Raw genomic sequence first — 23,765 nt, 5'->3', positions numbered from 1 at the left:
AGTTCCTTTAAATAAGAGGTTGCCGTCAGAACAAGGTCAATCCAATAACAAAAATGATGCCGGAGAAGAGCAGGGCGGTGATGCAGTACCCCATGATGTCGCGTACCCCCAATCCGGCGATGGCCAGAGCAGGGAGTGCCCAGAACGGCTGTGCCATATTCATCCATTGCTCTCCGTAGGCGATGGCCATGACAGATTTGCCAAGATCGGCACCCAGAGCTTGAGCGGCAGGCATGACGAACGGTCCCTGAATAACCCAATGGCCACCGCCGGATGGCACGGCAAAGTTAATCAGTGCTGAACTGAAGAAGGTCATCAGCGGGAAGGTATCTTTGTTAGCAACGTTGATGAAAAACTCAGTAATGAGCCCACCGAGACCGGAGTGCTCCATCATCAACTGAATGCCCGCGTAGAAGGGGAATTGCACCAGAATTCCGGCGGTGCTACGTGCGGCGGCGCTGACCGCACGCATATAGGCCATCGGCGTTTTGTGCAGCAGCAGACCGGCAATCATAAACATCAGGTTGACGGTATTGATGGTGATGTTGAAACCTTTCTCGGCAAAGTAGATGCCCAGATAGGCAATCCCTAAGGCACCGATGATCAGCGCCAGAATGCGGCTCTCTTCCAGTTTTTCCGATGGTGGCGCATCTGGCGGCAGTTTCTTCTGAAAATCTGCTTCTTCCAGTAACAGTTTCGGATCGATGCTCACCACATCCGAAGGTTTTGGCGTCATCATGCGTGTAATGAACGGCATCACAACAATCAGCGCCACGGTGATGAAGATATTGAAGCCGGTGAAGAGAGTATCCGCGACAGGAATCAGGCCCGCTATGTGCTCGACCGGGTTACCAGGCGTTGCCGCCAGCAAAGGCATTGAGCCAGAGAAACCGCCACCCCAGGTCAAAAACCCGATATAAGCGCAGGCAATCAATAACGGATAATCGGAACCCGGTACCCGACGGGCGACTTCGCGGGCGAACATCGCCCCGACCACCAGACCAAATCCCCAGTTAATAACGCAGGCCACCGAACCAAAAAAAGTGACCAACATTACCCCCTGAGCGGGGGTTTTGGCGGCGGATGCCGCCGTACGCAGCAGGCTTTTCACCGGCCCGGAACTGGCTAACGCATGGCCGGTTACGATGATCAGCGCCATCTGCATACCAAACGCCAGCAGGTTCCAGAAACCGTCACCCCAGAATTTCACCATGCTAATAGGCGTCTGTGGTGTTAACCACAGTGCGATGCCAAAAGTCAGCAACGTTAATAACATGGCGAAAATGAGCGGATCGGGCAGCCAGCGGCTGACCACCCGCGTCATAAAGCGAGCGATGCGGCCAATCATGCGTCACCTCGCTGGATGCGAAGATCGTCGGCAATATCAAAATGGGCGTCGGTTTTTTCACGCAGCGTGGCGATGTCGCAACCTTCGACGATTTCAGTCAGCCACATTTTGCCGTCAATAAAGCGAAATACGGCGAGCTCAGTGACCAGCATGTGCACAGCATGTTGTGCAGTAAGCGGCATGGTGCATTGACGCAGGATTTTCGCAGAGCCGTCTTTCGCGCAATGTTCCATGGCGATAATGACTTTACGTGCACCGGTCACCAGATCCATTGCGCCACCCATGCCGGGCACCATTTTTCCGGGAACAACCCAGTTGGCTAGGTTGGCCTGCTCATCGACCTGCAACCCGCCAAGCACACAGGCATCAACGTGACCGCCGCGAATCAACGCGAACGACATGGCGCTATCAAACATCGCCGCGCCCGGCAAAATACCGCACGGTTGGCCGCCCGCGTTCACCAGGTCAGGATGCGCGGTGGTGACAGGGCCCAGTCCCAGAAAACCGTTCTCAGATTGCAGCGTAATGTGAATATCCGCGGGCAAATAGTTGGCTACCATCGTCGGCAGGCCGATACCTAAGTTAACGATATCGCCATCGCGAAGCTCTTGCGCCACACGGCGCGCAATACGTTGTTTAGCATCCATGATTAGCTCTCCTGTGGAATGACGATATGGTCGATAACGGCGCCGGGGGTAACAATCTGGTCAGGCTGCAGCTCACCTGTTTCCACCATTTCATCCGGTTCAACCAGCGTGATGTCAGCGGCGAGAGCAATTAGAGGATTAAAGTTCCGGGCGCTGAGCTGATAAGTGAGGTTGCCAAGCATGTCAGCGCGATGGGCGCGAATTAGCGCTAAATCGGCGCGCAATGGGCGTTCAAGCAGCCAGGTTTTACCCTCGAGCGTCATGGTCTGTTTTCCATCTTCCACGATGGTGCCGACGCCGGTGGGTGTTAGAAAACCGCCAAGACCCGCGCCGCCGCATCGAATTTGCTCGATCAGGGTACCTTGTGGAACCAGTTGTACGTCCATTTCGCCTGCGATCATGCGGCGACCCGTTTCCGGGTTGGTGCCTATGTGCGAAGCGATCACTTTGCTTACCCGCCCATTGACGATCAGGGGGCCGATACCGGTATCGACAAAGGCGGTATCGTTAGCGATTAGCGTCAGATCTCTTACGCCGGATTCCAACAAGGCTTCAACCAGACGAGGCGGTGTGCCAACGCCCATGAAACCACCGACCATGATGGTCATGCCGTCACGAAAGAAGCCCGCAGCGTCTTGTAAGGTAATCAGTTTTGTTTTCATTATGTTTCCCTTTTTGCATACTCCATTTTGGGTACGTTCAGGGAATTGCAAGCAGGGTGCCAGAATGATAAAGGTGAAATGAGATTATTTAATGCATTGAAATTAAATGATAATTTTTCTTCTTTTGCTGATGGGAAGATGAGGGGACTATGCAGAGTTTTGCGCAGTGTGCAAAATTCTGCATAGCAAATTAGCGTATCAGGAACCCGATGGGTCGATGCCGTACTCTTGTAATTTATACATCAGAGCGCGACGGCTAATCCCCAGCATCAACGCCGTGCGGGTACGATTGCCGTCCTGATTATCGAGGACTTCGAGGATAATGCGTTTTTCCTCACGCTTAATCTCTTCTTTCAGATTGCGTTCCCCGGAGTAAGTTGGTTTTGTCTCTGTCATTGCGTTAACCGGGTTGCGGAACGGGTCGGGGAGATCGTCGGCAAAGATCACCGCGCCGGTATTCATCACGACTGCACGTTCGATGACGTTTGACAGTTCGCGAATATTACCCGGCCAGGGCCAGGCGGTGAGAATCGACATCGCCGTCGGGTCGATCTCGATAATATCTCGCTGATTTTCAGAGCTGAATTTTTGTAAAAAATGGTTCGCTAATAAAGCAATGTCTTCCCGACGCTCGCGTAAGGGAGGCAAAGTCAGATGGATAACGTTGAGCCGGTAAAACAGATCTTCCCGAAACGTTCCTTCCTTCACCATCGTTTGCAGGCAGCGGTTAGTGGCGGCGACGATGCGAATATCAACGCGAATGGTCTGGTGCCCGCCGATGCGTTCAAACTCTCTCTCCTGCAAAATACGCAGCAGTTTGGCCTGCAGCACCAGCGGCATCTCACCAATTTCATCAAGCAATAATGTTCCCTGATGAGCGCGTTCGAACAACCCCTGGCGCAACGTCTGTGCCCCGGTAAACGCACCTTTTTCGTGACCAAATAGCTCGCTTTCCAGTAGCGACTCCGGCAGAGCCGCGCAGTTAACTTTTATAAACGGGCCATTGGCACGTTTGCTGTTGTAATGAATGGCGCGGGCGATCAGCTCTTTTCCTGTGCCACTTTCACCGCTGATCAGGACATTTGCCTGTGAGAGGGCAATTTTCGCCGTGTCTTTACAGATATCCATCATTCGTGGGCTGTTGGTCAGAATATGTCCCCATTGCCAGCTGGTGCTCAACGCTTTATGCAGATTGCGGATTTCCTGTTTCATCTCCTGCAATTGCAACGCGCGTTGAATCACCATACTTAGCTCGTCGAGATCAAAGGGCTTAATCACGTAGTCGAATGCGCCGCTACGCAGAGCTTCTACTGCGGTTTCTACTTCGGCATAGGCGGTCATCAAAATGACGGGGATGCGTGGTTGCTGTGTACGCATGACTTTCAGCGCGTCGATGCCATCCATCTCCGGCATGCGAATGTCCATCAGCACCACGTCGGGCTGCATTTCGCTAAACAGGCTCAGCGCGGCTTTCCCGTCGCTGGCGCAATGCGTTTCATGTCCCTGCAGGGAAAATGCAGTGGCAAGCATACGGCGAACATTGTCTTCATCATCCACGATGAGAATACGGTAGGTCGTTTTCATTCTGACGGATTTCCCTGCGGGTTAAGAGGTAAAATGAGGGTGAATATCGCCCCGCAGCCTGGCTGGCTGGTGACGTGAATATCCCCCTGATGCGCGTTAATGATGCGCTGGCTCAGCGCCAGTCCAAGACCGGTGCCGGATGCTTTTGTCGTAAAAAAGGGATCGAATATTTTCTTCTGGATGGTGAGTTCGATACCGTTGCCATTATCTTCAATCATCACGGCCTGTTGCGAGGCAGAGTATTGCCAGGTGCGAATGCGAATTTCTCCTCGTGCAGCGATCGCCTGTACCGCATTGATTAAAATATTGAGGACTACCTGTTTGAGAAGCTCGCGATCGGCGACGATCGGCGGCAGGCTGGGATCTAATTCCGTTATAAAGGCGATCCGTGCCTGAAGGCCAGCGGTTTGCACCAGGATTAGCGTTTCTTCAATTAGCGCATTGAGCTGGATCTGTTGCCACTGGCTTTGTCGCGGTCGCGAGAAATCTAACAGTTGTTGAATAACTTTATTGATGGAATCAATTTCATTAAGCACAACAGATAAATATTCCTGATGCTCCGGCAGAGAGGTTTGCTGGCGGATGATCTGGACGTAGCCACGGATTGCGGTCAGCGGGTTTCTCACTTCATGTGCGACGCCGGCCATCAGCTCACCTAAGGTGGCAAGCCTTTCAGTTTGCGCCAGGCGACGCTGGGCCTCTTTACGAGCGGTTAAATCGGAGAAAATAACCAATGCGCCAATCAACTCGCCGTGGGCGTTATGGATCCTGCTCGTGGTGACGCTGATTTCAATGGTGCGTTCACGTCCTGGAAAGCTAATCTCCTGGGCCACATGTTCAGTACCGTGCTCAAGGGTGTCCAATACCGGGCTATAAAACTGCGTGTTGGCAAAGAGCGTCGCGTAAGACTGTCCAACCAGCTCATGCAGCGTGTAGCCTGTTATCTGCTCTGCTGCCGGGTTCATGGTGGTGACGTCACCCTGTCTGTCGATGGCGATCACGCCATCGGCAGCATTTTCAATAATCAGATCGTTAAGGGTTTTGGTTTCTCGTAGCGTTTGCGCCAACGCATTGACGCTACGGCTGATTTGTCCCAACTCGCCGGGGAGTTCAGGCAATCGGGCAGGCGTTTTTTGTGCCAGCGTTGAGAGTCCATCGGTGATAATGTCGATATTCGCACTGAGACGGCGTGAAAAATGCACGATGAGCAGCAGGCTACAGATGAGCCCGGCAACCAGGACAGCAATAATCCTGACGTCCATTTTCCAGGCCTGCTGGCGGATATCTTCCGTTAACTCATTGGCCCAGATATAGCCAATAACTTCACCCTGGCGCTCTATTGGGATCATGGAGTTGAGTATATCGCCGCGTACTTGTCGCCCTGAATAGACCACTGGCGAGTTGCTACTCATCACTTCACGTCCGGGGTGATCCTCGGTGATGGTAATACCTACGTTGCTTTGGTAGAGCGCAGAGGGGGCATAGGTGATAATGGCATCCAGCGCTTTGTGGTAATACCCTGCGCCAATGCCGGGAAACGCCTGCGTAATCCGTTCGGTGACGGGGCCCAACTCATGATTAAGCGCGCGAATACGCGCTTCACGCGGCAGGTCTGGGTAGTGACTAAAGCGGTCGCCCAGCGCATCGTTTAGCAGGGTTATCACCGATGAAAGTTTTTTCTCTTTTTCAGATAAGACTGCTGAACGGCCTTCAGTTTCTACGATATAGCCTATAGATATCGTCGGAATGATGACCATCAGAATGGCCATCATGATCATTTGGTTGCGTAATCGTCGTGGGTATAACCGACGAGCCAGCCATCTCAGGTCGCGCATTCTGACATCCGTGCAGTGTTTTTCAGGCAAACGATGATTATCACGGGTTAAGACAATGGTTTCAGAGCGGTGTATCATATTCCCGTAAAGAGAGGGCATTGCGACGCCGGACATTTACCGCTACCTTAACCACACTCTATTAATGCCCTGAGGCGGAGCTTCGCCCCTTTGAAATACCTTGCTTCCGTTCATTCAACCCTAAAAGTCTCACGCTACCTGTTCAGAGCGCTGGCGCTCGTTATCTGGTGTCTGATTGCGTTTGCCTCCGTGTTCTACATTGTGAATGCGCTGCACCAGCGAGAGTCTGAGATCCATCAGGAGCTTAATCTCAGCTCCGATCAGGCCCAACGTTACATTCAGCGCACCTCTGATGTGATTAAAGAGCTGAAATATATTGCCGAAAATCGCTTAACGGCGGAAAACGGCGTGATGTCGCTGCGGGCGCGAGATGATAAAACCGTCGTGCCTAATTTTGAGCCGCTGTTTGCCGACTCCGACTGTTCCGTAATGGGCAACGCCTGGCGAGGTTCTCTGGAATCACTGGCATGGTTTATGCGCTACTGGCGCGACAACTTTTCCGCCGCTTATGATTTAAATCGAGTGTTCCTGATCGGCAGCGACAACCTCTGTATGGCCAATTTCGGTTTGCGTGATATGCCCGTCGAACGAGACGAGGCCCTGAAGGCTCTGCATGAGCGCATTATTAAGTATCGCAATGCTACGCAAGAAGAAAACGGCAACAACTTGTTCTGGATTAGCCAGGGGCCGCGTCCGGGAGTAGGGTATTTCTATGCACTGACGCCGGTTTACCTCGCTAATCGTCTCCAGGCGCTGTTGGGCGTAGAGCAACCTATTCGCATGGAGAATTTCTTCACGCCGGGCAGTTTACCGATGGGCGTGACCATCCTCGACGAAAATGGCCATGCGCTAATTTCTCTCACCGGCCCTGAAGGGAATATTAAGGCTGAGCCCCACTGGATGCAGGAGCGCTCCTGGTTTGGTTACACGCCGGGTTTCCGCGAGCTGGTACTGAAGAAAAATCTGCCTCCGTCCTCCCTGAGCATCGTGTACTCCGTTCCTGTCGACCTGGTACTGGAGCGGATCCGCATGATGATTCTGAACGCTATCTTGCTGAACGTGCTGGTCGGGGCGGCATTGTTTATGCTCACGCGCATGTATGAACGGCGCATTTTTATTCCAGCGGAAAGTGATGCTCAGCGGCTGGAAGAACATGAGCAGTTTAACCGTAAAATCGTGGCTTCTGCGCCGGTGGGTATTTGTATTCTGCGCACGATGGATGGCATTAATATCCTGAGTAACGAACTGGCGCACACCTATCTGAACATGCTGACGCATGAAGACCGTCAGCGGTTAACGCAAATTATTTGCGGCCAACAGGTCAATTTTGTTGATGTGCTGACCAGCAACAATACCAATCTGCAAATCAGCTTTGTACACTCGCGCTATCGTAATGAAAACGTGGCAATTTGTGTCCTTGTTGATGTCAGTGCGCGCGTTAAAATGGAAGAGTCGTTGCAGGAGATGGCACAGGCGGCGGAACAGGCTAGCCAGTCAAAATCGATGTTCCTTGCGACGGTGAGCCATGAGCTACGTACCCCGCTGTATGGTATTATCGGTAACCTTGATTTGTTGCAAACCAAAGAGTTACCGAGTGGGGTGGATCGTCTGGTAACGGCGATGAATAACTCTTCCAGCCTGCTGCTGAAAATTATCAGCGATATTCTCGACTTCTCAAAGATTGAATCTGAACAGCTGAAGATTGAACCGCGAGAGTTTTCACCGCGTGAAGTCATGAACCATATTACGGCTAACTATTTGCCGCTGGTGGTCCGCAAGCAGTTGGGGTTGTACTGCTTTATCGATCCGGATGTGCCTGTGGCGCTGAATGGCGATCCGATGCGTTTACAACAGGTGATTTCTAATCTACTGAGTAACGCAATCAAGTTTACCGATACCGGTTGTATTGTGTTGCACGTGCAGTGCAGCGGCGACTACCTGAGCATTCGAGTACGTGATACCGGTGTAGGGATCCCAGCCAAAGAGGTGGTTCGGTTGTTCGATCCTTTCTTCCAGGTGGGGACTGGCGTACAGCGTAATTTCCAGGGAACGGGACTTGGTTTGGCGATCTGTGAAAAACTGATCAGCATGATGGATGGGGATATTTCCGTCGATTCCGAGCCGGGAATGGGGAGCCAGTTTACGCTGCGTATTCCGCTTTATGGCGCACAGTATCCGCTGAAAAAGGGTGTTGAAGGATTGGCTGGCACACGTTGCTGGCTGGCAGTACGTAATGCGTCACTGTACCACTTTCTCGAATCCAGCCTGACGCGTAATGGGATGACGGTGCTGCGATATGAGGGACAACAGCCCGATGCGGATGACCTGTTGGTGGCCGACGATGTGCTGGAACAGGCCTGGCAGGGGCGAGCAGCGGTGATTTTCTGCCGCCGACATATTGGCATTCCGCTGGAAAGAGAGCCTGGAGAATGGGTACACAGCGTGGCGTCACCGCACGAACTGCCTGCGCTGTTGGCACATATCTACAGTGTAGAGTTGGGGAGTGAAGAGCTCTCCACGGCGCTGCCAACCCCGGATAAAGCCGGTGCGACGAACGATGACATGATGATCCTGGTTGTTGACGATCATCCTATAAACCGGCGCTTACTGGCCGATCAATTGGGATCGTTGGGATATCAGTGTAAAACCGCGAATGACGGTGTGGATGCGCTCAATGTGCTCAGCAAAAATCATATCGACATTGTGCTGAGTGATGTCAACATGCCAAACATGGATGGTTATCGCCTGACCCAGCGTATCCGCCAGTTAGGGTTAACGCTGCCGGTTGTCGGCGTGACGGCCAACGCGCTGGCCGAAGAGAAGCAGCGTTGCCTGGAATCGGGTATGGATAGCTGTCTGTCTAAGCCAGTGACGTTGGATGTATTGAAGCAAACGCTGACGGTCTATGCGGAAAGGGTGAGGAAGGCGCGGGAATAACAGATGCCGGATGGCGGCGCTTGCCTTATCCGGCCTACGGAACACGCACCACGCAGTGTCATTCGTAGGCCTGATAAACGGCGTGCCATCAGGCACTTTGGTGTTAAAAGAATTACTCTTTGTCTGAGGGACTCAGCGTTACGGAAGAGAGGTAATTCAACAGGGCGATATCGTTTTCCACACCGAGTTTCATCATTGCCGACTTTTTCTGGCTGCTGATGGTTTTAATACTGCGGTTGAGTTTTTTCGCGATTTCAGTAACCAGGAAACCTTCGGCAAACAGACGCAGAACTTCACTCTCTTTCGGTGACAGACGTTTGTCGCCATAGCCGCTGGCGCTGATTTTTTCCAGCAGACGAGACACGCTTTCCGGGGTGAATTTCTTACCTTTCTGTAGTGCGGCAAGCGCTTTCGGCAGATCGGTTGGCGCACCTTGCTTCAGTACAATCCCTTCAATATCGAGATCCAGTACCGCGCTCAGAATAGCCGGATTGTTGTTCATGGTCAGGACGATAATCGACAGGCTCGGGAAATGACGCTTGATATATTTAATTAACGTGATCCCATCACCGTATTTATCTCCCGGCATGGAGAGGTCGGTAATCAACACATGCGCATCCAACTTAGGCAAATTGTTGATCAGTGCAGTGGAGTCTTCAAATTCGCCGACAACATTTACCCACTCGATTTGCTCAAGTGATTTACGAATACCGAACAGTACAATCGGGTGGTCATCGGCAATAATTACGTTCATAGTGTTCATGTATTGGGCTACCTTGCTACAGCAAGCTCTTGACGTAAACGTCAATGTCGCTGATGTATTTTTCTATACCTGGAGCATCTTTCTCTTGAATAAGATGTTCCAGCGCTTCACATAACTGCTTGCCGGGTACCAGATTAAGCATGGCAAACACGCCTTTCAGGCGATGGGCCGTTTGGGCTAACGCAGCGAAATCGCTGATAGCCGCCTCAGTATACAACCTCTTAACATCATCCGGTACTGTGTCTACAAAGAGAGCGTAGTAACCACTGGCATGAAGTTCGGCGTTTTCATCTCCGCCGAGGGGGAGTTCCTGGAACCCTTCTTGCGCCAGTTGCTCTTCAATCAGCTCAAGGACAGCTTCCTGCATAGCATTGCTCATATTAAAGTTAACGCGCAGTTGGCCAGGGCCAATTTTCCGCACGCCAGACTCATCATCGCTTAAAAGTAGGCCTGAAGCAGTAAGATTAGACGGATTATCCGTTAAAAAGAGATCATATTCTTGACTATTCAACCGTTCATCGGGCGTGATGCAGGTTGCCCCCCAGTTTTCCAGCTGACGTAATACAATGCTACGTACGTCATTTGAGGTGACATCAACCATTACGCAGACGTCATCCAACAGGCGCTCTTCACTATCAGCATGTTGATCGTGCAGCGGCATTTTAACATGGACGATATAACGTGTTCCAAGTTCTTCCCGCGCTTTGATATTCAGGTGTCCGCCAAGCTTACGGGCTAACTGATCGCACAACCAGAACGTCAGAGGGTTGGCTTTGCCATACCGATCGCCCTGCGTGTCATTGATGAACGGGAAATGGAGATTATCAACTTCATTCAATGTGACGCCTTGCCCGGTATCCAGAATGCGGAAGGTCAGGCGTTCAGCCTCTGACTCATCTTGGTCGACTTCCAGCGTGATTTTACCAATCTGCGTGGTGGTTACCGCATATTGGATCAACAGCAGCAAAATACGGCGCAAGGCATCGCGATCGCCACGGCGTTCATCATGGGCGCTAAGGTGATTTTTAATCAGTAGCTGCAGCCCCTTACGCTTAATGGCTGGCAGAACCTCCGGAACTACGTCGTCAATTAATGCCTGCACGGAAAACAGTGTGGATTCACCTTTCCAGGCATCGTTCTCCAGCAGGTTGGCTAGCTGGATTTCGTCCACCATTCGCACCAGAACGTCGGCCTGATTTGCCAGTTTCTGGCTGTCCGGTGTATTGAGCGCGGCGGCATTGGCAGCCAACGTTTTCGCGGGGTCTTTCAGCGCGCTGCCAATATTCTGCATAAAGGCCGCGCGGGCCTGCTGATTTTTCTCATACAGCCGCTGCGCTTGTTTCAGCTTCTTATTGACCAGCACTTCGCGGTCCTGGTCACGAATGATAAAGATCTGCGTTCTCGGGGAGATCTGGCTGCGAAACAGTCTGATTTCATACAGTTCATTATTGATGGTGGCTTGAATGATTCCCTGATGCTGCTCTGCCATGTTGGTAATGTTTTGCAGATTTAAATGCGGCAGCAGGTGATCGGCAATTTTGTTGCTGATAACCGTACGATTTGCTTCCTGATCGTGTACCAGTAATCCCAGTGGCAGAAGGGAAACAATCTCTTCATTGATTGCGCGAAGAACGCGCAGTTCATTATTTGCCGCAAGGTTTGGCGCCACTTGGGTGGAACGGACTGGGAGGTGGCGAAAAGTGGTATAGCCAAATAGCGCCAGGGCCAGCAACGCAATGTTCAGCAAAAGCGGTAGCAGAATGCTTTGCAATGTGTCGAGCAGCAATGAGCCAAACGGAACCTGCCATACCAGCCGCATATCCGTTGAGTTTAGCGCCGAAGAGATCTCAATTTTACTGTTGTTGAAATTAATGCTGACGCTGTCAGGCGACTCTTTTTCATTCAGGTGCTCGGTCGTTGAGGTGGCATCAGGTTCCAGATAGAAACTGTCCAGCGGCATACCGGGCGGGATCAAGTCATTAATCGGCAGGTCAAAGGCGACAACCGTTGCCAGATGTCCTGGCTGATTAAAGGTCGTGCGTAGCGTGAAGTAATGCCCGTTCTGCCAGGCCAGACGGCGCAGTGAAGAGAAGCTTTCACGTTCATCTAGCGCATTAGCCTGTTGCAGCATCTCAGCGCGCCGGGAATCGACAATATTCCCAATCGTCGATTCTTTAAAACCGGAGGTAAGATCTTTCAGCGGTAACGTCGAGATTAGGATCAGGCTGTTGTCCTGACCATTCAGGTAATACATTGACCATGGGACATTCTCTGCGCCCCACAACGTATCCAGATATGTTGAAATGCGCTGGGTCATTTCCAATGTAGAACTGTCATGCGAGCCGAAAATCAGCGCCTCGGTCTTTCTGCGCGGCTTCTCAAGATAATAGACATCTTGTTTCAGACGCGTTTCCTGCAGCCCTTCTGCACCCGGCGAACTGGTTGAGGCGGCAATGTTGTCATAGATTTGCCAGGTCACGTATCGCCAGGTATCGACCCTTTTATGAATGGCATGGGTAATATCGACGATCTGATAGCTCTTATCTTTTAACCAGGTGTTGACGGCACTCTGGACCATAACACCCATCATCACCAACAGCACAACGATCAGTAATAAGAAGAAACGGGTAATACTTCCTGGCAACAGGGAGAATCGGGTGGAAACCGTTGTGTCAGACTGACTCATTCGTGTTTATGACCTGTTAAACGACGCGAAAGATGAAGGGGCAGTATAAAGGGTAATGTATGAATTACCACACTTACACCGCGCGGCAGAGGTTGCATTTTTTACGCCTCATTTGGTTGCACCCGTGACGGTGCAAAGGTGTACAGTGGATAACGGCGGGTACAAATATTCGTACGGAAAGTATACATTTAGCATTAAATAACAATCAATTATTTGTCAGGCTTATATCTGAGCGCAGTGCTATGAGATAGTTAATAGTCGTTATAGTTTTGCATCGGTAGCACAGAAAGGTAAGTTTTGTGTAAAGAAGGGTAAAAAAAAACCGAATGCTGAGCATTCGGTTGAAATAGGGGTAAACAGACATTCATAAATGAATGACGGTAATAAATAAAGTTAATGATGATAGCGGGTCTATTTTAGTTGCGAGTGAAGATTTTTTTTTGTCATTCAGTGCTATAAGATTTTTTCGTGTAACTTGTTGATTTTAAATGGCATTAGTATAATTCTTGATTATTTGTGCTTATTTTGCCTATTTTTTGATTTTAAAAAAGTTCCCTTGTATTAATATTTTGAAACATCTATGCAGATAAATGAAACACCTTAAAAGTTTTAGTATCATATTCGTGTTGGATTATTCTGTGTTTTTGCGGAGAATGAAGTTGCCGACTGGTTAATGACCTTAATCAGTATGCAGTGGCATAAAAAAGCAATAAAGGCATATAACAGAGGGTTAATAACATGAAAGTTAAAGTACTGTCCCTCCTGGTACCAGCACTGCTGGTAGCAGGCGCAGCGAATGCGGCTGAAATTTATAACAAAGACGGCAACAAATTAGACCTGTACGGCAAAGTCGACGGTCTGCACTATTTCTCCGATGACAAAAGCGCTGATGGTGACCAAACCTATATGCGTATCGGCTTCAAAGGCGAAACTCAGGTTAATGACCAACTGACCGGTTACGGCCAGTGGGAATACCAGATTCAGGGTAACGCGCCTGAATCTCAGAACAACTCCTGGACGCGTGTGGCGTTTGCGGGTCTGAAATTCGCTGATGTTGGTTCTTTCGACTACGGTCGTAACTACGGCGTAGTTTACGATGTAACGTCCTGGACCGACGTTCTGCCGGAATTCGGCGGCGACACCTACGGTTCTGACAACTTCATGCAGCAGCGTGGTAACGGTTTCGCGACCTACCGTAACACCGACTTCTTCGGCCTGGTTGATGGCCTGAACTTTGCCCTGCAGTATCAGGGTAAAAACGGTAGCCCGGAAGGCGAAGGCATGACCGGCGTGACCAACAACGGTCGTGAAGCACTGCGTCAGAATGGCGACGGCGTTGGCGGATCTATCACTTATGATATCGGCGAAGGCTTCTCTCTGGGTACTGCAGTCACCAGTTCAAAACGTACCGACGAACAGAACCGTTTGAACTTCGGTACCGGCGACCGTGCTGAAACCTATACCGGTGGTATTAAATACGACGCGAACAACTTCTACTTTGCAACTCAGTACACTCAGACCTACAACGCAACGCGTGCAGGCTCCCTGGGTTGGGCTAACAAAGCACAGAACTTCGAAGCGGTTGCTCAGTACCAGTTCGACTTCGGTCTGCGTCCGTCCGTGGCTTACCTGCAGTCTAAAGGTAAAGACCTGGGCCGTGGCTATGGCGACGAAGACATCGTGAAATATGTTGATGTTGGCGCGACTTACTACTTCAACAAAAACATGTCCACCTATGTTGATTACAAAATCAACCTGCTGGATGACAATCAGTTCACCCGTGACGCACGTATCGGTACCGATGATATCGTAGCGCTGGGTCTGGTTTACCAGTTCTAATCTACATTTATTGTTATCAAAGGCCCTGCGGGGCCTTTTTTAATGCTGTTTTTCCGCCGTACAAACAACGATTTTTGGTGTACTCTTGCGCGCGTTCGCATGAGGATAATTACGTATGGAAATGAAATTTTATCGCGCAGCGCTGCTGGCGGTGACGATTTTTTTTGTCGGGTGCGATGAAGCCCCGAAACCTGCTCAGACCACAACGCCAGCCACCGTTCTGGAAGGTAAAACCATGGGCACTTTCTGGCGGGTCAGTGTCGTGGGCGTCGATGCAAAACGCGCCGCAGAACTACAGGTGAAGATCCAGACTCAGCTTGATGCCGATGATCAACTGCTCTCCACCTATAAAAATGACTCTGCATTGATGCGCTTTAACTTATCGAATAGTTTGTCACCATGGCCGGTTAGCGACGCCATGGCGGATATCGTGACCTCGGCGCTACGCATTGGCGCAAAAACCGATGGGGCTATGGATATCACCGTGGGGCCGTTAGTCAATCTGTGGGGCTTTGGCCCGGATCAGCAACCGTTGCATATTCCCACCCAAGAGCAAATTGACGCTGCAAAAGCGAAAACCGGACTTTCACATCTAAAGGTCGTGAATGAAGCGCATCGGAATTACCTGCAAAAAGACTTGCCGGATCTGTATGTGGATCTCTCTACCGTTGGCGAAGGGCACGCCGCCGATCATCTGGCACGATTAATGGAGCAGGAAGGGATCGCCCGTTATCTGGTTTCCGTTGGTGGTGCGCTAAACAGCCGCGGTATGAATGCTGAAGGGCATCCGTGGCGAGTCGCAATTCAGAAACCGACCGATCGTGAAAACGCGGTGCAGGCGATTGTAGACATTAACGGGCATGGCATTAGCACCTCCGGCAGCTACCGTAACTATTATGAGCTGGATGGCAAGCGTCTTTCCCATGTTATCGATCCGCAAACCGGTCGTCCGATTGAACACAACCTGGTGTCCGTAACGGTCATTGCGCCAACGGCGCTGGAAGCTGACGGCTGGGATACTGGATTGATGGTGCTCGGCCCGGAAAAGGCCAAAGAAGTTGTGCGTCGTGAAGGGCTGGCGGTCTATATGATTATGAAAGAGGGCGAGGGGTTTAACACCTGGATGTCGCCGCAGTTCAAAAGCTTTCTGGTCAGCGAAAAAAATTAAAAAGCAAGATTGCGGGTTTTTGTATCCGGCTATGGGGACACACTGAGGCTAAGCGCTATGCTTAACAAAGGAGTCCGAAATGAAAAATCGTTTACGCATCACTGACGATGACCGTTGGCAGTCCGTTTTGGCTCGTGACGCCGACGCCGACGGTCAGTTTGTTTTTGCCGTCCAGACCACCGGTATTTTCTGCCGTCCGTCCTGTCGGGCAAAACATGCGCTGCGCAAAAATGTCTGCTTTTTCTCTGATGCTCAGCAGGCGCAGGCTGCCGGGTTTCGCCCCTGTAAGCGCTGCCAGCCGGATAAAGACAGCGCGCAACAGCATCGACTGGACAAAATTGCCCGCGCCTGCCAGTTGTTGGAGCAAGAGTCACCTCTTACGCTGGACGAGTTGGCACAACAGGTGGCAATGAGCCCGTATCACTTACATCGCTTGTTCAAAGCTACGACAGGCATGACCCCGAAAGCGTGGCAGCAGTCCTGGCGTGCCCGCCGTCTGCGCGATGCTCTGGCGAAAGGTGTTCCGGTTACGCAGGCGATTCTCAACGCCGGATTCCCCGACAGCAGCAGCTATTACCGCAAAGCGGATCAGACATTAGGCATGACCGCAAAGCAATTTCGTAAAGGTGGCGACAACGTTTCTGTACGCTATACCCTCGCAGATTGCGCTCTGGGTCGTTGTCTGGTGGCAGAAAGCGAGCGGGGTATCTGTGCGATCTTACTTGGTGATGATGACGCCACGTTAGTTGCGGATCTGCATGAGCTGTTTCCCGCCGCGCAGGATGTTCCTGCAGATGCCGATTTTCAGCAGCGCGTGCGCGAAGTGATCGCCGCGATCAACTCGCGTGACGCGTCGCTATCACTACCCCTGGATATCCGGGGCACCGCATTTCAGCAGCAGGTGTGGCAGGCGCTGCGCGCAATTCCGTGCGGCGAAACAATGAGCTACCAACAGCTGGCCAGCGCCATCGGCAAACCGAAGTCGGTGCGCGCGGTGGCCAGTGCCTGTGGGGCCAACAAACTGGCGGTTGTTATTCCGTGTCACCGGGTGATCCGTGGTGATGGCGCACTTTCGGGCTACCGATGGGGTATTGCGCGCAAGGCGCAGTTACTGCAACGGGAAACTACTGGCGAGGAAACATAATGCTCGATCTTTTTGCGGATGCTAAACCCTGGCAGGAGCCGCTGGCTTCAGGTGCGGTTATTCTGCGACGTTTCGCTTTTGACTCTGCACCCACTTTACTGCAGGCGATAGCGGCTGTCGCCAGACAGTCGCCATTTCGTCAGATGGTAACGCCCGGCGGCTATACGATGTCGGTGGCAATGACCAACTGCGGCCATCTGGGCTGGACGACGGATCAGCATGGCTATCTTTATTCTCCGTTTGATCCACTCACCGGCGTGCACTGGCCGCCGCTGCCGGATGCATTTGCTGACCTGTGTCAACAGGCGGCGACGGCGGCGGGCTATGCTGATTTTCAACCCGATGCCTGCCTGATTAACCGCTACACGCCAGGGGCAAAACTGTCCTTACATCAGGATAAAGACGAGCCCGACCTGCGGGCGCCGATTGTCTCTGTATCGCTGGGGCTACCGGCCATCTTTCAATTTGGCGGATTGCGCCGTAATGACCCTCTAAAGCGTTTGCTGCTGGAGCATGGCGATGTCGTGGTGTGGGGCGGTAATTCGCGGCTGTTTTATCATGGGATCCAGCCGCTTAAAACGGGGTATCATCCGTTGACCGGAGACTGTCGTTACAATCTGACGTTTCGTCAGGCAGGTAAAAAAGAATAAAAATAAGAATTATTATTGCTGTCAGCGAAGAGATGTTTAAACTGCGGGCTGTTATTACTTGCCCGGGTTGTTCGCATGGAACTTTTACTTCTTGTCTGGCGGCAGTATCGCTGGCCATTTATCAGCGTGATGGCGCTCAGCCTCGCCAGCGCCGCGTTGGGGATTGGGCTGATTGCGTTTATCAACCAGCGTTTGATTGAAACGGTCGACACCACGCTGATGGTGCTACCGGAGTTTCTTGGCCTGCTGCTGTTATTGATGGCCGTCACCCTCGGTTCACAACTGGCGCTCACCACGCTGGGACACCACTTTGTCTACCGACTGCGTAGCGAATTTATCAAACGGATTCTGGACACCCACGTCGAGCGTATCGAACAGCTTGGCAGCGCCTCGTTGCTGGCGGGTTTAACCAGTGATATCCGCAACATCACCATCGCCTTTGTTCGTCTGCCTGAGCTGGTACAGGGGATTATCCTGACAGTCGGATCGGCGGCGTATCTGGCGATGCTGTCGACTAAAATGCTGCTGGTGACAGCAATCTGGATGGCAATCACCATCTGGGGCGGATTTGTGCTGGTGGCGCGGGTGTATAAACACATGGCCACCTTGCGCGAAACTGAAGATAAGTTGTACAACGATTATCAAACGGTGCTGGAAGGGCGCAAAGAGCTGACGCTCAACCGTGAGCGTGCCGAGCATATCTTTAATCAGATGTACGTCCCGGATGCCAAAGAGTACCGTCACCATATTATTCGCGCCGATACTTTCCACCTGAGCGCAGTCAACTGGTCGAACATTATGATGCTGGGCGCCATTGGTTTGGTGTTCTGGATGGCCAACAGCCTGGGCTGGGCGGATACCGCCGTGGCGGCGACCTATTCGCTGACGCTGCTATTTCTGCGCACGCCGCTGCTCTCTGCCGTTGGCGCGCTACCGACGCTGCTCACCGCGCAGGTGGCCTTCAACAAGCTGAACAGGTTTGCCCTGGCGCCCTTTAAGGCCGAATTCCCGCGTCCAAATGCGTTTCCCAACTGGCAGACGCTGGAGTTGCGTAACGTGGTTTTCCACTATCAGGATAACGCCTTCTCCGTTGGACCAGTGAATTTGACGATTCATCGCGGTGAACTGATCTTTCTGATTGGCGGTAACGGTAGCGGGAAATCTACGCTGGCGATGTTACTGACCGGTCTATACCAGCCGCAGTCAGGCGAAATATTGCTTGATGGTAAGGCCGTTGCCGTTGAAAAACCGGAAGACTACCGCAAGCTATTCTCCGCCGTGTTTACCGACGTCTGGCTGTTCGACAAACTGCTGGGGCCGGAAGGTAAAGAGGCTAATCCGCAGCTGGTCGCGAAGTGGCTGGAACATCTGAAGATGGGGCACAAGCTGGAGCTGAGCGATGGCCGTATCCTCAATCTGAAACTGTCGAAAGGGCAGAAGAAACGCGTGGCGCTGCTGCTGGCTCTGGCGGAGGAGCGCGACATCATTCTGCTGGATGAATGGGCTGCCGATCAGGATCCCCATTTCCGCCGGGAGTTCTATCAGGTGCTATTGCCTTTGATGCAGGAAATGGGCAAAACCATTTTCGCCATTAGCCACGACGATCACTATTTTATTCATGCCGACAGGCTGCTGGAAATGCGTAACGGACAGTTGAGTGAACTGCTGGGCGATGAACGTGAAGCCGCCTCGCGTGACGCGGTGGCTCGCACAACCTGATCCTACGTGCCGCCGGTTTTTTAGCCACCCGGCGGCACTGTTTATTGTTATTTACATAAATCAGCATCATGATTAATGATATTTCATATCATGGATTTATGATTAATGTCCGTAATAAACAAAAACAGCGCCAGGCTGCGTGATGAAGAGCGTGCGCGCCTTATCTGGCTGCTGACCACTGATAAAGCCATTATTTCAACACTGTTGGGCAAGCTTACCCTGGCTGAGCAATATGACGTCGGTACGTTAGCCGACGATATTGCTGAGGTAGGGGCGCTGGTCGCCCACCTGCCGCCTCCTGATTTAGCCGATACCCTCGAAGCATTACCTTCAGAAGAGCGTCACGCCCTGTGGCGACTGGTCGAAAGTGAAAAGCGTGGTAACGTCCTGCTTGAGGCGTCTGAAAACGTCTGGGACGACCTGATCGATGAGATGAGTGACCGCGAAATACTGGATGCGCTGCAATATCTCGATATCGATGAACAGATTTATCTGGTGCAGCATCTCCCGCGTAACCTCACTGGACGGTTGCTGGCGACGTTACCAGCCGAAGAGCGGGCGCGTGTCCGCCAGGTAATGCATTACGAGAAGAATCGCGTCGGCGCGATTATGGAGTTCGAAGTCATCACCGTGCGTCCGGACGTGACGCTGGAAGTGGTGCAACGCTACCTGCGACGGTTGGGCAAAATGCCGGAGAACACCGATAAACTCTTCGTGACCGATCGCAATAAAGTGCTGGTTGGCGAATTGACGCTAACCTGCATTCTGCTCAATGATGTGCAACGCAAAGTCAGCGAGGTGATGGAAGATGACCCGCTCACCTTTTCTCCGGACGATATCGCTGAAAACGCTGCACGTACCTTCGAACGTGACGACCTGGTCAGTGCTGCAGTCGTTGACCCTTCAGGCAAGCTGATGGGCCGCTTAACTATCGATGAGATCGTCGATGTGGTTTATGAAGAAACTGATACCGATTTGCGTCGAATGGGGGGCTTAAGCGCCGGAGAGGATGTGTTTGCGCCCGTTACCAAAGCGGTAAAAACCCGTTGGGCGTGGCTGGCCGTTAACCTCTGTACCGCCTTTATCGCCTCGCGGGTGATCGACGGTTTTGAACATACGATTTCGCAACTGGTGGCGCTGGCCTCGCTGATGCCAATTGTGGCGGGAATTGGCGGCAATACCGGGAATCAAACCATCACGATGATCGTTCGCGCGCTGGCGCTACAAAATATTCAGCCGGGGAACCTGACGTTTTTGATCCTGCGCGAAATGGGCGTGGCGGTGATTAATGGCCTCGTATGGGGCGGAATTATGGGCGGTATTACCTGGTGGTTGTACGATGACATGGCGCTCGGCGGAGTAATGACCCTGGCGATGATGCTTAATTTGTTGATGGCAGCATTAATGGGGGTCATCATTCCGATGACGATGGTGAAGCTCGGGCGCGACCCGGCGGTCGGCTCGAGCGTGATGATTACGGCTATCACCGATACCGGGGGATTCTTTATTTTTCTCGGTCTGGCAACGCTGTTTCTGATGTAGTCGCGCGTTTGCCTCTGACGATACGCGGCAGAATGAGCATTGCAATCACCCCGGCAACCACGCCAATCGCCAGGTTGCCGGTGGACACCGTGGCAGCGACGGTCACCAGCATCACCAGCGTTTCAGTGACGGGGAGTTTCCTCAGCGTGGCGGGCTGGATGCTGTGCCAACTGAAGGTTTTTACCGCCACAATCACCATAATTCCCGCCAGCACCGACATGGGTATTTCTGCCATCACTTCGCTTAACCCAGTGACTAACAGTAGTAATACCAGTCCGGCTGCAACCGTCGAGACGCGGCTGCGTCCTTTGCCCATCTCGACGTTAACGATGGTTTGACCAATCATCGCGCACCCGGCGATGCCGCCATAAAATCCGGCCAGAATATTGGCTATCCCCAGCCCGGCACTCTCGCGATTCTTATTCGACGGCGTCACCGTCAGGTCATCCACCAGACGGGCGGTCAACAGCGACTCCATCAAACCGACAAAAGCGATACTCAGCGCGCAGGGCCAGATAATCGCCAGCGTTTGCAGGTTGAGCGGAACCAACAACTGGGTGAAACCCGGCAGGCCGCCGCTCATCGAACCTTCGTCACCGACGGTCGGTAACAGTTGCCCGCTGGTGACAGTGAACACGGTCAGCAGCACGATGGCGATAAGCGGTGCGGGGATAGCTTTAATAAACCGCGGAACCCACAGCACAATCAGCAGCGTCAGGACAAACAGCCCCCAGATTAGCGGGCTTTTCCCCCAGAAATGAGGGACCTGGGCAAAGAAAATCAAAATACCTAGTGCGTTGACAAATCCGGTCATCACGGCCGTAGGGATGAATCGCATCAGACGTGCCATTCCCAATACACCAAACAGGATCTGAATCATCCCGGCCAGCACCACTGCAGGCAGGATGTATTGCACGCCGTGTTGATGCACCATCGGACCAATCACCAGCGCAACCGATCCTGCAGCGGCGGTAACCATTGCCGGACGACCACCTAAAAAGGACATCGCCAGGCACAGTACGACGGAGGCGATCAGACTGACTTTAGGATCAACACCTGCGATAACGGAAAACGAAATCACTTCCGGGATCAGCGCCAGGGCGGTTACCACACCGGCCAGTGTTTCGCGAACCAGCAGACGGGGTTGGCGCAGCACGGCACAGGTCGCGTTTTCCGCGACTGCGACAGAGGAATGTTGAGTTGCAGACATAGTTACACTCAGGTCAAAAATGGCCTGATACAGCAGACCGACAGGCATCCGTGCGGTGAATAGCAAAGCGCAGCATAGTACCCGTCTGACGGACTGGTTTCCAGAAATGATTGTCAATAACCATATAAACTATCAACGTATTAATAACATTTTTAAAAATTAAATATAATTTATAAACAATATTTAATTATTTTTACTTAAGTGTTACCGTTGATACCGCTCGATTTTCACCTGCATTAAAAGCAAAAAAGCGATACTAAAAGTAAGGCATTAACATTATGAAAAAAGTGACTGCCATGCTCTTCACCATGGCTGTAGGGCTGAATGTTGTCTCGATGGCGGCAAAAGCGAAAGCGGCGGAAGAGCAGGAAACGGATGTACTGTTGATTGGCGGCGGCATCATGAGCGCCACGCTGGGAACCTATTTACAGGAGCTGGAGCCGCAATGGTCAATGACCATGGTTGAGCGACTGGATGGTGTAGCGCAGGAAAGCTCAAATGGCTGGAATAACGCCGGAACGGGACACTCCGCACTGATGGAGCTGAACTACACGCCTAAAAAGGCAGACGGTAGCATCAGCATTGAAAAGGCAGTCGACATTAACGAAGCCTTCCAGATTTCCCGCCAGTTTTGGGCATATCAGGTTAATAATGGCGTGATGCATGAACCACGCTCGTTTATCACTACCGTTCCGCACATGAGTTTTGTCTGGGGTGACGAGAACGTCAACTTCCTGCGTGCCCGTTACGCCGCATTGCAACAGAGCACGTTATTCCGCGGTATGCGTTATTCTGAAGATCACGCGCAGATTAAAGAGTGGGCGCCGCTGGTCATGGAAGGTCGTGATCCAAAACAGAAAGTCGCAGCAACGCGTACCGAGATTGGTACTGACGTGAACTACGGCGAAATCACGCGCCAGTTGATTACCTCATTGCAGAAAAAGCCCAACTTTGCGCTGCAGTTGAGCACCGAAGTGCGCGGTTTTAAGCGTAATGCCGACAATAGCTGGACGGTCACGGTCGCCGATCTGAAAAATAACGAAGCGGAACATGATATCAAGGCGAAGTTTGTCTTTATCGGTGCCGGTGGCGCTGCGCTGAAGCTGTTGCAGGAAACCGACATTCCGGAAGCGAAAGGCTATGCCGGATTCCCGGTGGGCGGGCAGTTCCTGGTTGCGGACAATCCGGACGTAGTCAATCGCCACCTGGCGAAAGTGTATGGTCAGGCCTCCGTTGGCGCGCCGCCGATGTCCGTACCGCACATCGACACGCGTATCCTTGATGGCAAGCGCGTTGTGCTGTTTGGGCCATTCGCGACATTCTCCACCAAGTTCCTGAAAAACGGTTCATTGTGGGATCTGCTCAGCTCGACCACCACGTCGAACTTTATGCCGATGGTCAACGTGGGTCTGGATAACTTCGATCTGGTGAAATATCTGGTGAGCCAGGTGATGCTCAGCGACGACGACCGTTTTGCTGCGCTGCAAGAGTACTATCCGCAAGCGAAAAAAGAAGACTGGCGTTTATGGCAGGCGGGCCAGCGTGTGCAGATCATCAAAAGCGATGCGGAGAAGGGCGGCGTGTTGCGCCTGGGGACTGAAGTCGTCAGCGATAAAGAAGGCACGATTGCTGCGCTGCTGGGAGCTTCTCCGGGCGCATCAACCGCGGCACCGATCATGCTGCATCTGATGGAAAAAGTGTTTAAAGATAAAGTGGCCAGCCCCGAGTGGCAGGCGAAGCTGAAAACCATCATTCCGTCTTATGGTACTAAGCTGAACGGTAACGTTGAGGCTACGGAACAAGAGTTGCAGTACACCAGTGAGGTTCTGGGTCTGAAATATGACAAGCCGCAGGTTGCTGATGAAGCACCGAAACCACAGCTGAAACCTCAGGCACAACCGCAGCCTGAACAGAAAGCCGTCGCGGATATCGCACTGTAAATACAATGCCGGA

The 23,765-nt window shown here is 52.1% G+C and carries 16 protein-coding genes; 8 read left to right on the top strand and 8 right to left on the bottom strand.

Features of this window, described 5'->3' with window-relative positions:
• Positions 1-25: 25 nt before the first annotated feature.
• The 5 genes from E6P06_RS19350 to atoS form a co-directional block, all read right to left on the bottom strand.
• Positions 26-1,348, bottom strand: a complete 1,323-nt coding sequence (locus E6P06_RS19350) for a TIGR00366 family protein (protein ID WP_003845126.1) — start codon at positions 1,346-1,348, stop codon at positions 26-28.
• Positions 1,345-1,995 carry a 3-oxoacid CoA-transferase subunit B gene (locus E6P06_RS19345; RefSeq protein WP_003845127.1) on the bottom strand — a complete coding sequence of 217 codons (651 nt, stop codon included), beginning with the start codon at positions 1,993-1,995 and terminating at the stop codon, positions 1,345-1,347. Before E6P06_RS19345 ends, E6P06_RS19350 begins: the two co-directional genes overlap by 4 nt.
• 2 nt (positions 1,996-1,997) lie before the next feature.
• Complete coding sequence (gene atoD, locus E6P06_RS19340; RefSeq protein ID WP_003845129.1) at positions 1,998-2,657, bottom strand: acetate CoA-transferase subunit alpha; 660 nt, start codon at positions 2,655-2,657, stop codon at positions 1,998-2,000.
• 198 nt (positions 2,658-2,855) lie between these two features.
• Positions 2,856-4,241 carry an acetoacetate metabolism transcriptional regulator AtoC gene (gene atoC, locus E6P06_RS19335; protein ID WP_003845131.1) on the bottom strand — a complete coding sequence of 462 codons (1,386 nt, stop codon included), beginning with the start codon at positions 4,239-4,241 and terminating at the stop codon, positions 2,856-2,858.
• Positions 4,238-6,076: a two-component system sensor histidine kinase AtoS gene (gene atoS, locus E6P06_RS19330; RefSeq protein WP_086529973.1), complete on the bottom strand. Its 1,839-nt coding sequence runs from the start codon at positions 6,074-6,076 to the stop codon at positions 4,238-4,240. Before atoS ends, atoC begins: the two co-directional genes overlap by 4 nt.
• A gap of 168 nt (positions 6,077-6,244) precedes the next feature.
• Here atoS and rcsC point away from each other — a divergent pair, with 168 nt between their 5' ends.
• Positions 6,245-9,091 carry a two-component system sensor histidine kinase RcsC gene (gene rcsC / locus E6P06_RS19325; protein ID WP_003027595.1) on the top strand — a complete coding sequence of 949 codons (2,847 nt, stop codon included), beginning with the start codon at positions 6,245-6,247 and terminating at the stop codon, positions 9,089-9,091.
• Between the two features lie 112 nt (positions 9,092-9,203).
• Here the strand turns inward: rcsC and rcsB are convergent, their stop codons facing one another.
• A complete protein-coding gene (gene rcsB, locus E6P06_RS19320) occupies positions 9,204-9,854 on the bottom strand; it encodes a response regulator transcription factor RcsB (RefSeq protein WP_003027592.1) in 651 nt (216 codons plus the stop codon).
• Between the two features lie 16 nt (positions 9,855-9,870).
• On the bottom strand, positions 9,871-12,540 hold the full coding sequence (rcsD, locus tag E6P06_RS19315; protein WP_003845134.1) for a phosphotransferase RcsD: 2,670 nt from the start codon (positions 12,538-12,540) through the stop codon (positions 9,871-9,873).
• 738 nt (positions 12,541-13,278) lie between these two features.
• Between rcsD and E6P06_RS19310 the strand changes: the two genes are divergently transcribed.
• The 6 genes from E6P06_RS19310 (at position 13,279) to mgtE (ending at position 20,602) form a co-directional block, all read left to right on the top strand.
• The gene (locus tag E6P06_RS19310) at positions 13,279-14,379 is read left to right on the top strand and encodes a porin OmpC (RefSeq protein ID WP_139935589.1); all 1,101 of its coding nucleotides are present in this window, start codon (positions 13,279-13,281) and stop codon (positions 14,377-14,379) included.
• 115 nt (positions 14,380-14,494) lie between these two features.
• Positions 14,495-15,547, top strand: coding sequence for an FAD:protein FMN transferase ApbE (apbE, locus tag E6P06_RS19300; RefSeq protein WP_139935588.1), 1,053 nt, complete (start codon positions 14,495-14,497; stop codon positions 15,545-15,547).
• Between the two features lie 79 nt (positions 15,548-15,626).
• The gene (gene ada, locus E6P06_RS19295) at positions 15,627-16,691 is read left to right on the top strand and encodes a bifunctional DNA-binding transcriptional regulator/O6-methylguanine-DNA methyltransferase Ada (RefSeq protein ID WP_139935587.1); all 1,065 of its coding nucleotides are present in this window, start codon (positions 15,627-15,629) and stop codon (positions 16,689-16,691) included.
• Complete coding sequence (gene alkB / locus E6P06_RS19290) at positions 16,691-17,341, top strand: DNA oxidative demethylase AlkB (RefSeq protein ID WP_003027582.1); 651 nt, start codon at positions 16,691-16,693, stop codon at positions 17,339-17,341. Before ada ends, alkB begins: the two co-directional genes overlap by 1 nt.
• Before the next feature lie 75 nt (positions 17,342-17,416).
• Positions 17,417-19,060: a multidrug ABC transporter permease/ATP-binding protein gene (locus E6P06_RS19285; protein ID WP_071685214.1), complete on the top strand. Its 1,644-nt coding sequence runs from the start codon at positions 17,417-17,419 to the stop codon at positions 19,058-19,060.
• 105 nt (positions 19,061-19,165) lie between these two features.
• Positions 19,166-20,602, top strand: coding sequence for a magnesium transporter (gene mgtE, locus E6P06_RS19280; protein ID WP_003027576.1), 1,437 nt, complete (start codon positions 19,166-19,168; stop codon positions 20,600-20,602).
• On the opposite strand, the gene E6P06_RS19275 is transcribed toward mgtE, so the two are convergent.
• On the bottom strand, positions 20,565-21,812 hold the full coding sequence (locus E6P06_RS19275; protein ID WP_139935586.1) for a SulP family inorganic anion transporter: 1,248 nt from the start codon (positions 21,810-21,812) through the stop codon (positions 20,565-20,567). The genes mgtE and E6P06_RS19275 overlap by 38 nt on opposite strands.
• Positions 21,813-22,090: 278 nt before the next feature.
• On the opposite strand from E6P06_RS19275, the gene mqo reads away from it, so the two are divergent.
• Positions 22,091-23,752: a malate dehydrogenase (quinone) gene (gene mqo / locus E6P06_RS19270; protein WP_016150680.1), complete on the top strand. Its 1,662-nt coding sequence runs from the start codon at positions 22,091-22,093 to the stop codon at positions 23,750-23,752.
• Positions 23,753-23,765 lie beyond the last annotated feature (13 nt).

It is taken from the genome of Citrobacter sp. CF971 (genome assembly GCF_006385635.1).
Taxonomy (GTDB): domain Bacteria; phylum Pseudomonadota; class Gammaproteobacteria; order Enterobacterales; family Enterobacteriaceae; genus Citrobacter; species Citrobacter freundii.
Note: the sequence above shows the minus strand (reverse complement) of the source record. Positions and strands in the feature narration are given on the sequence as shown.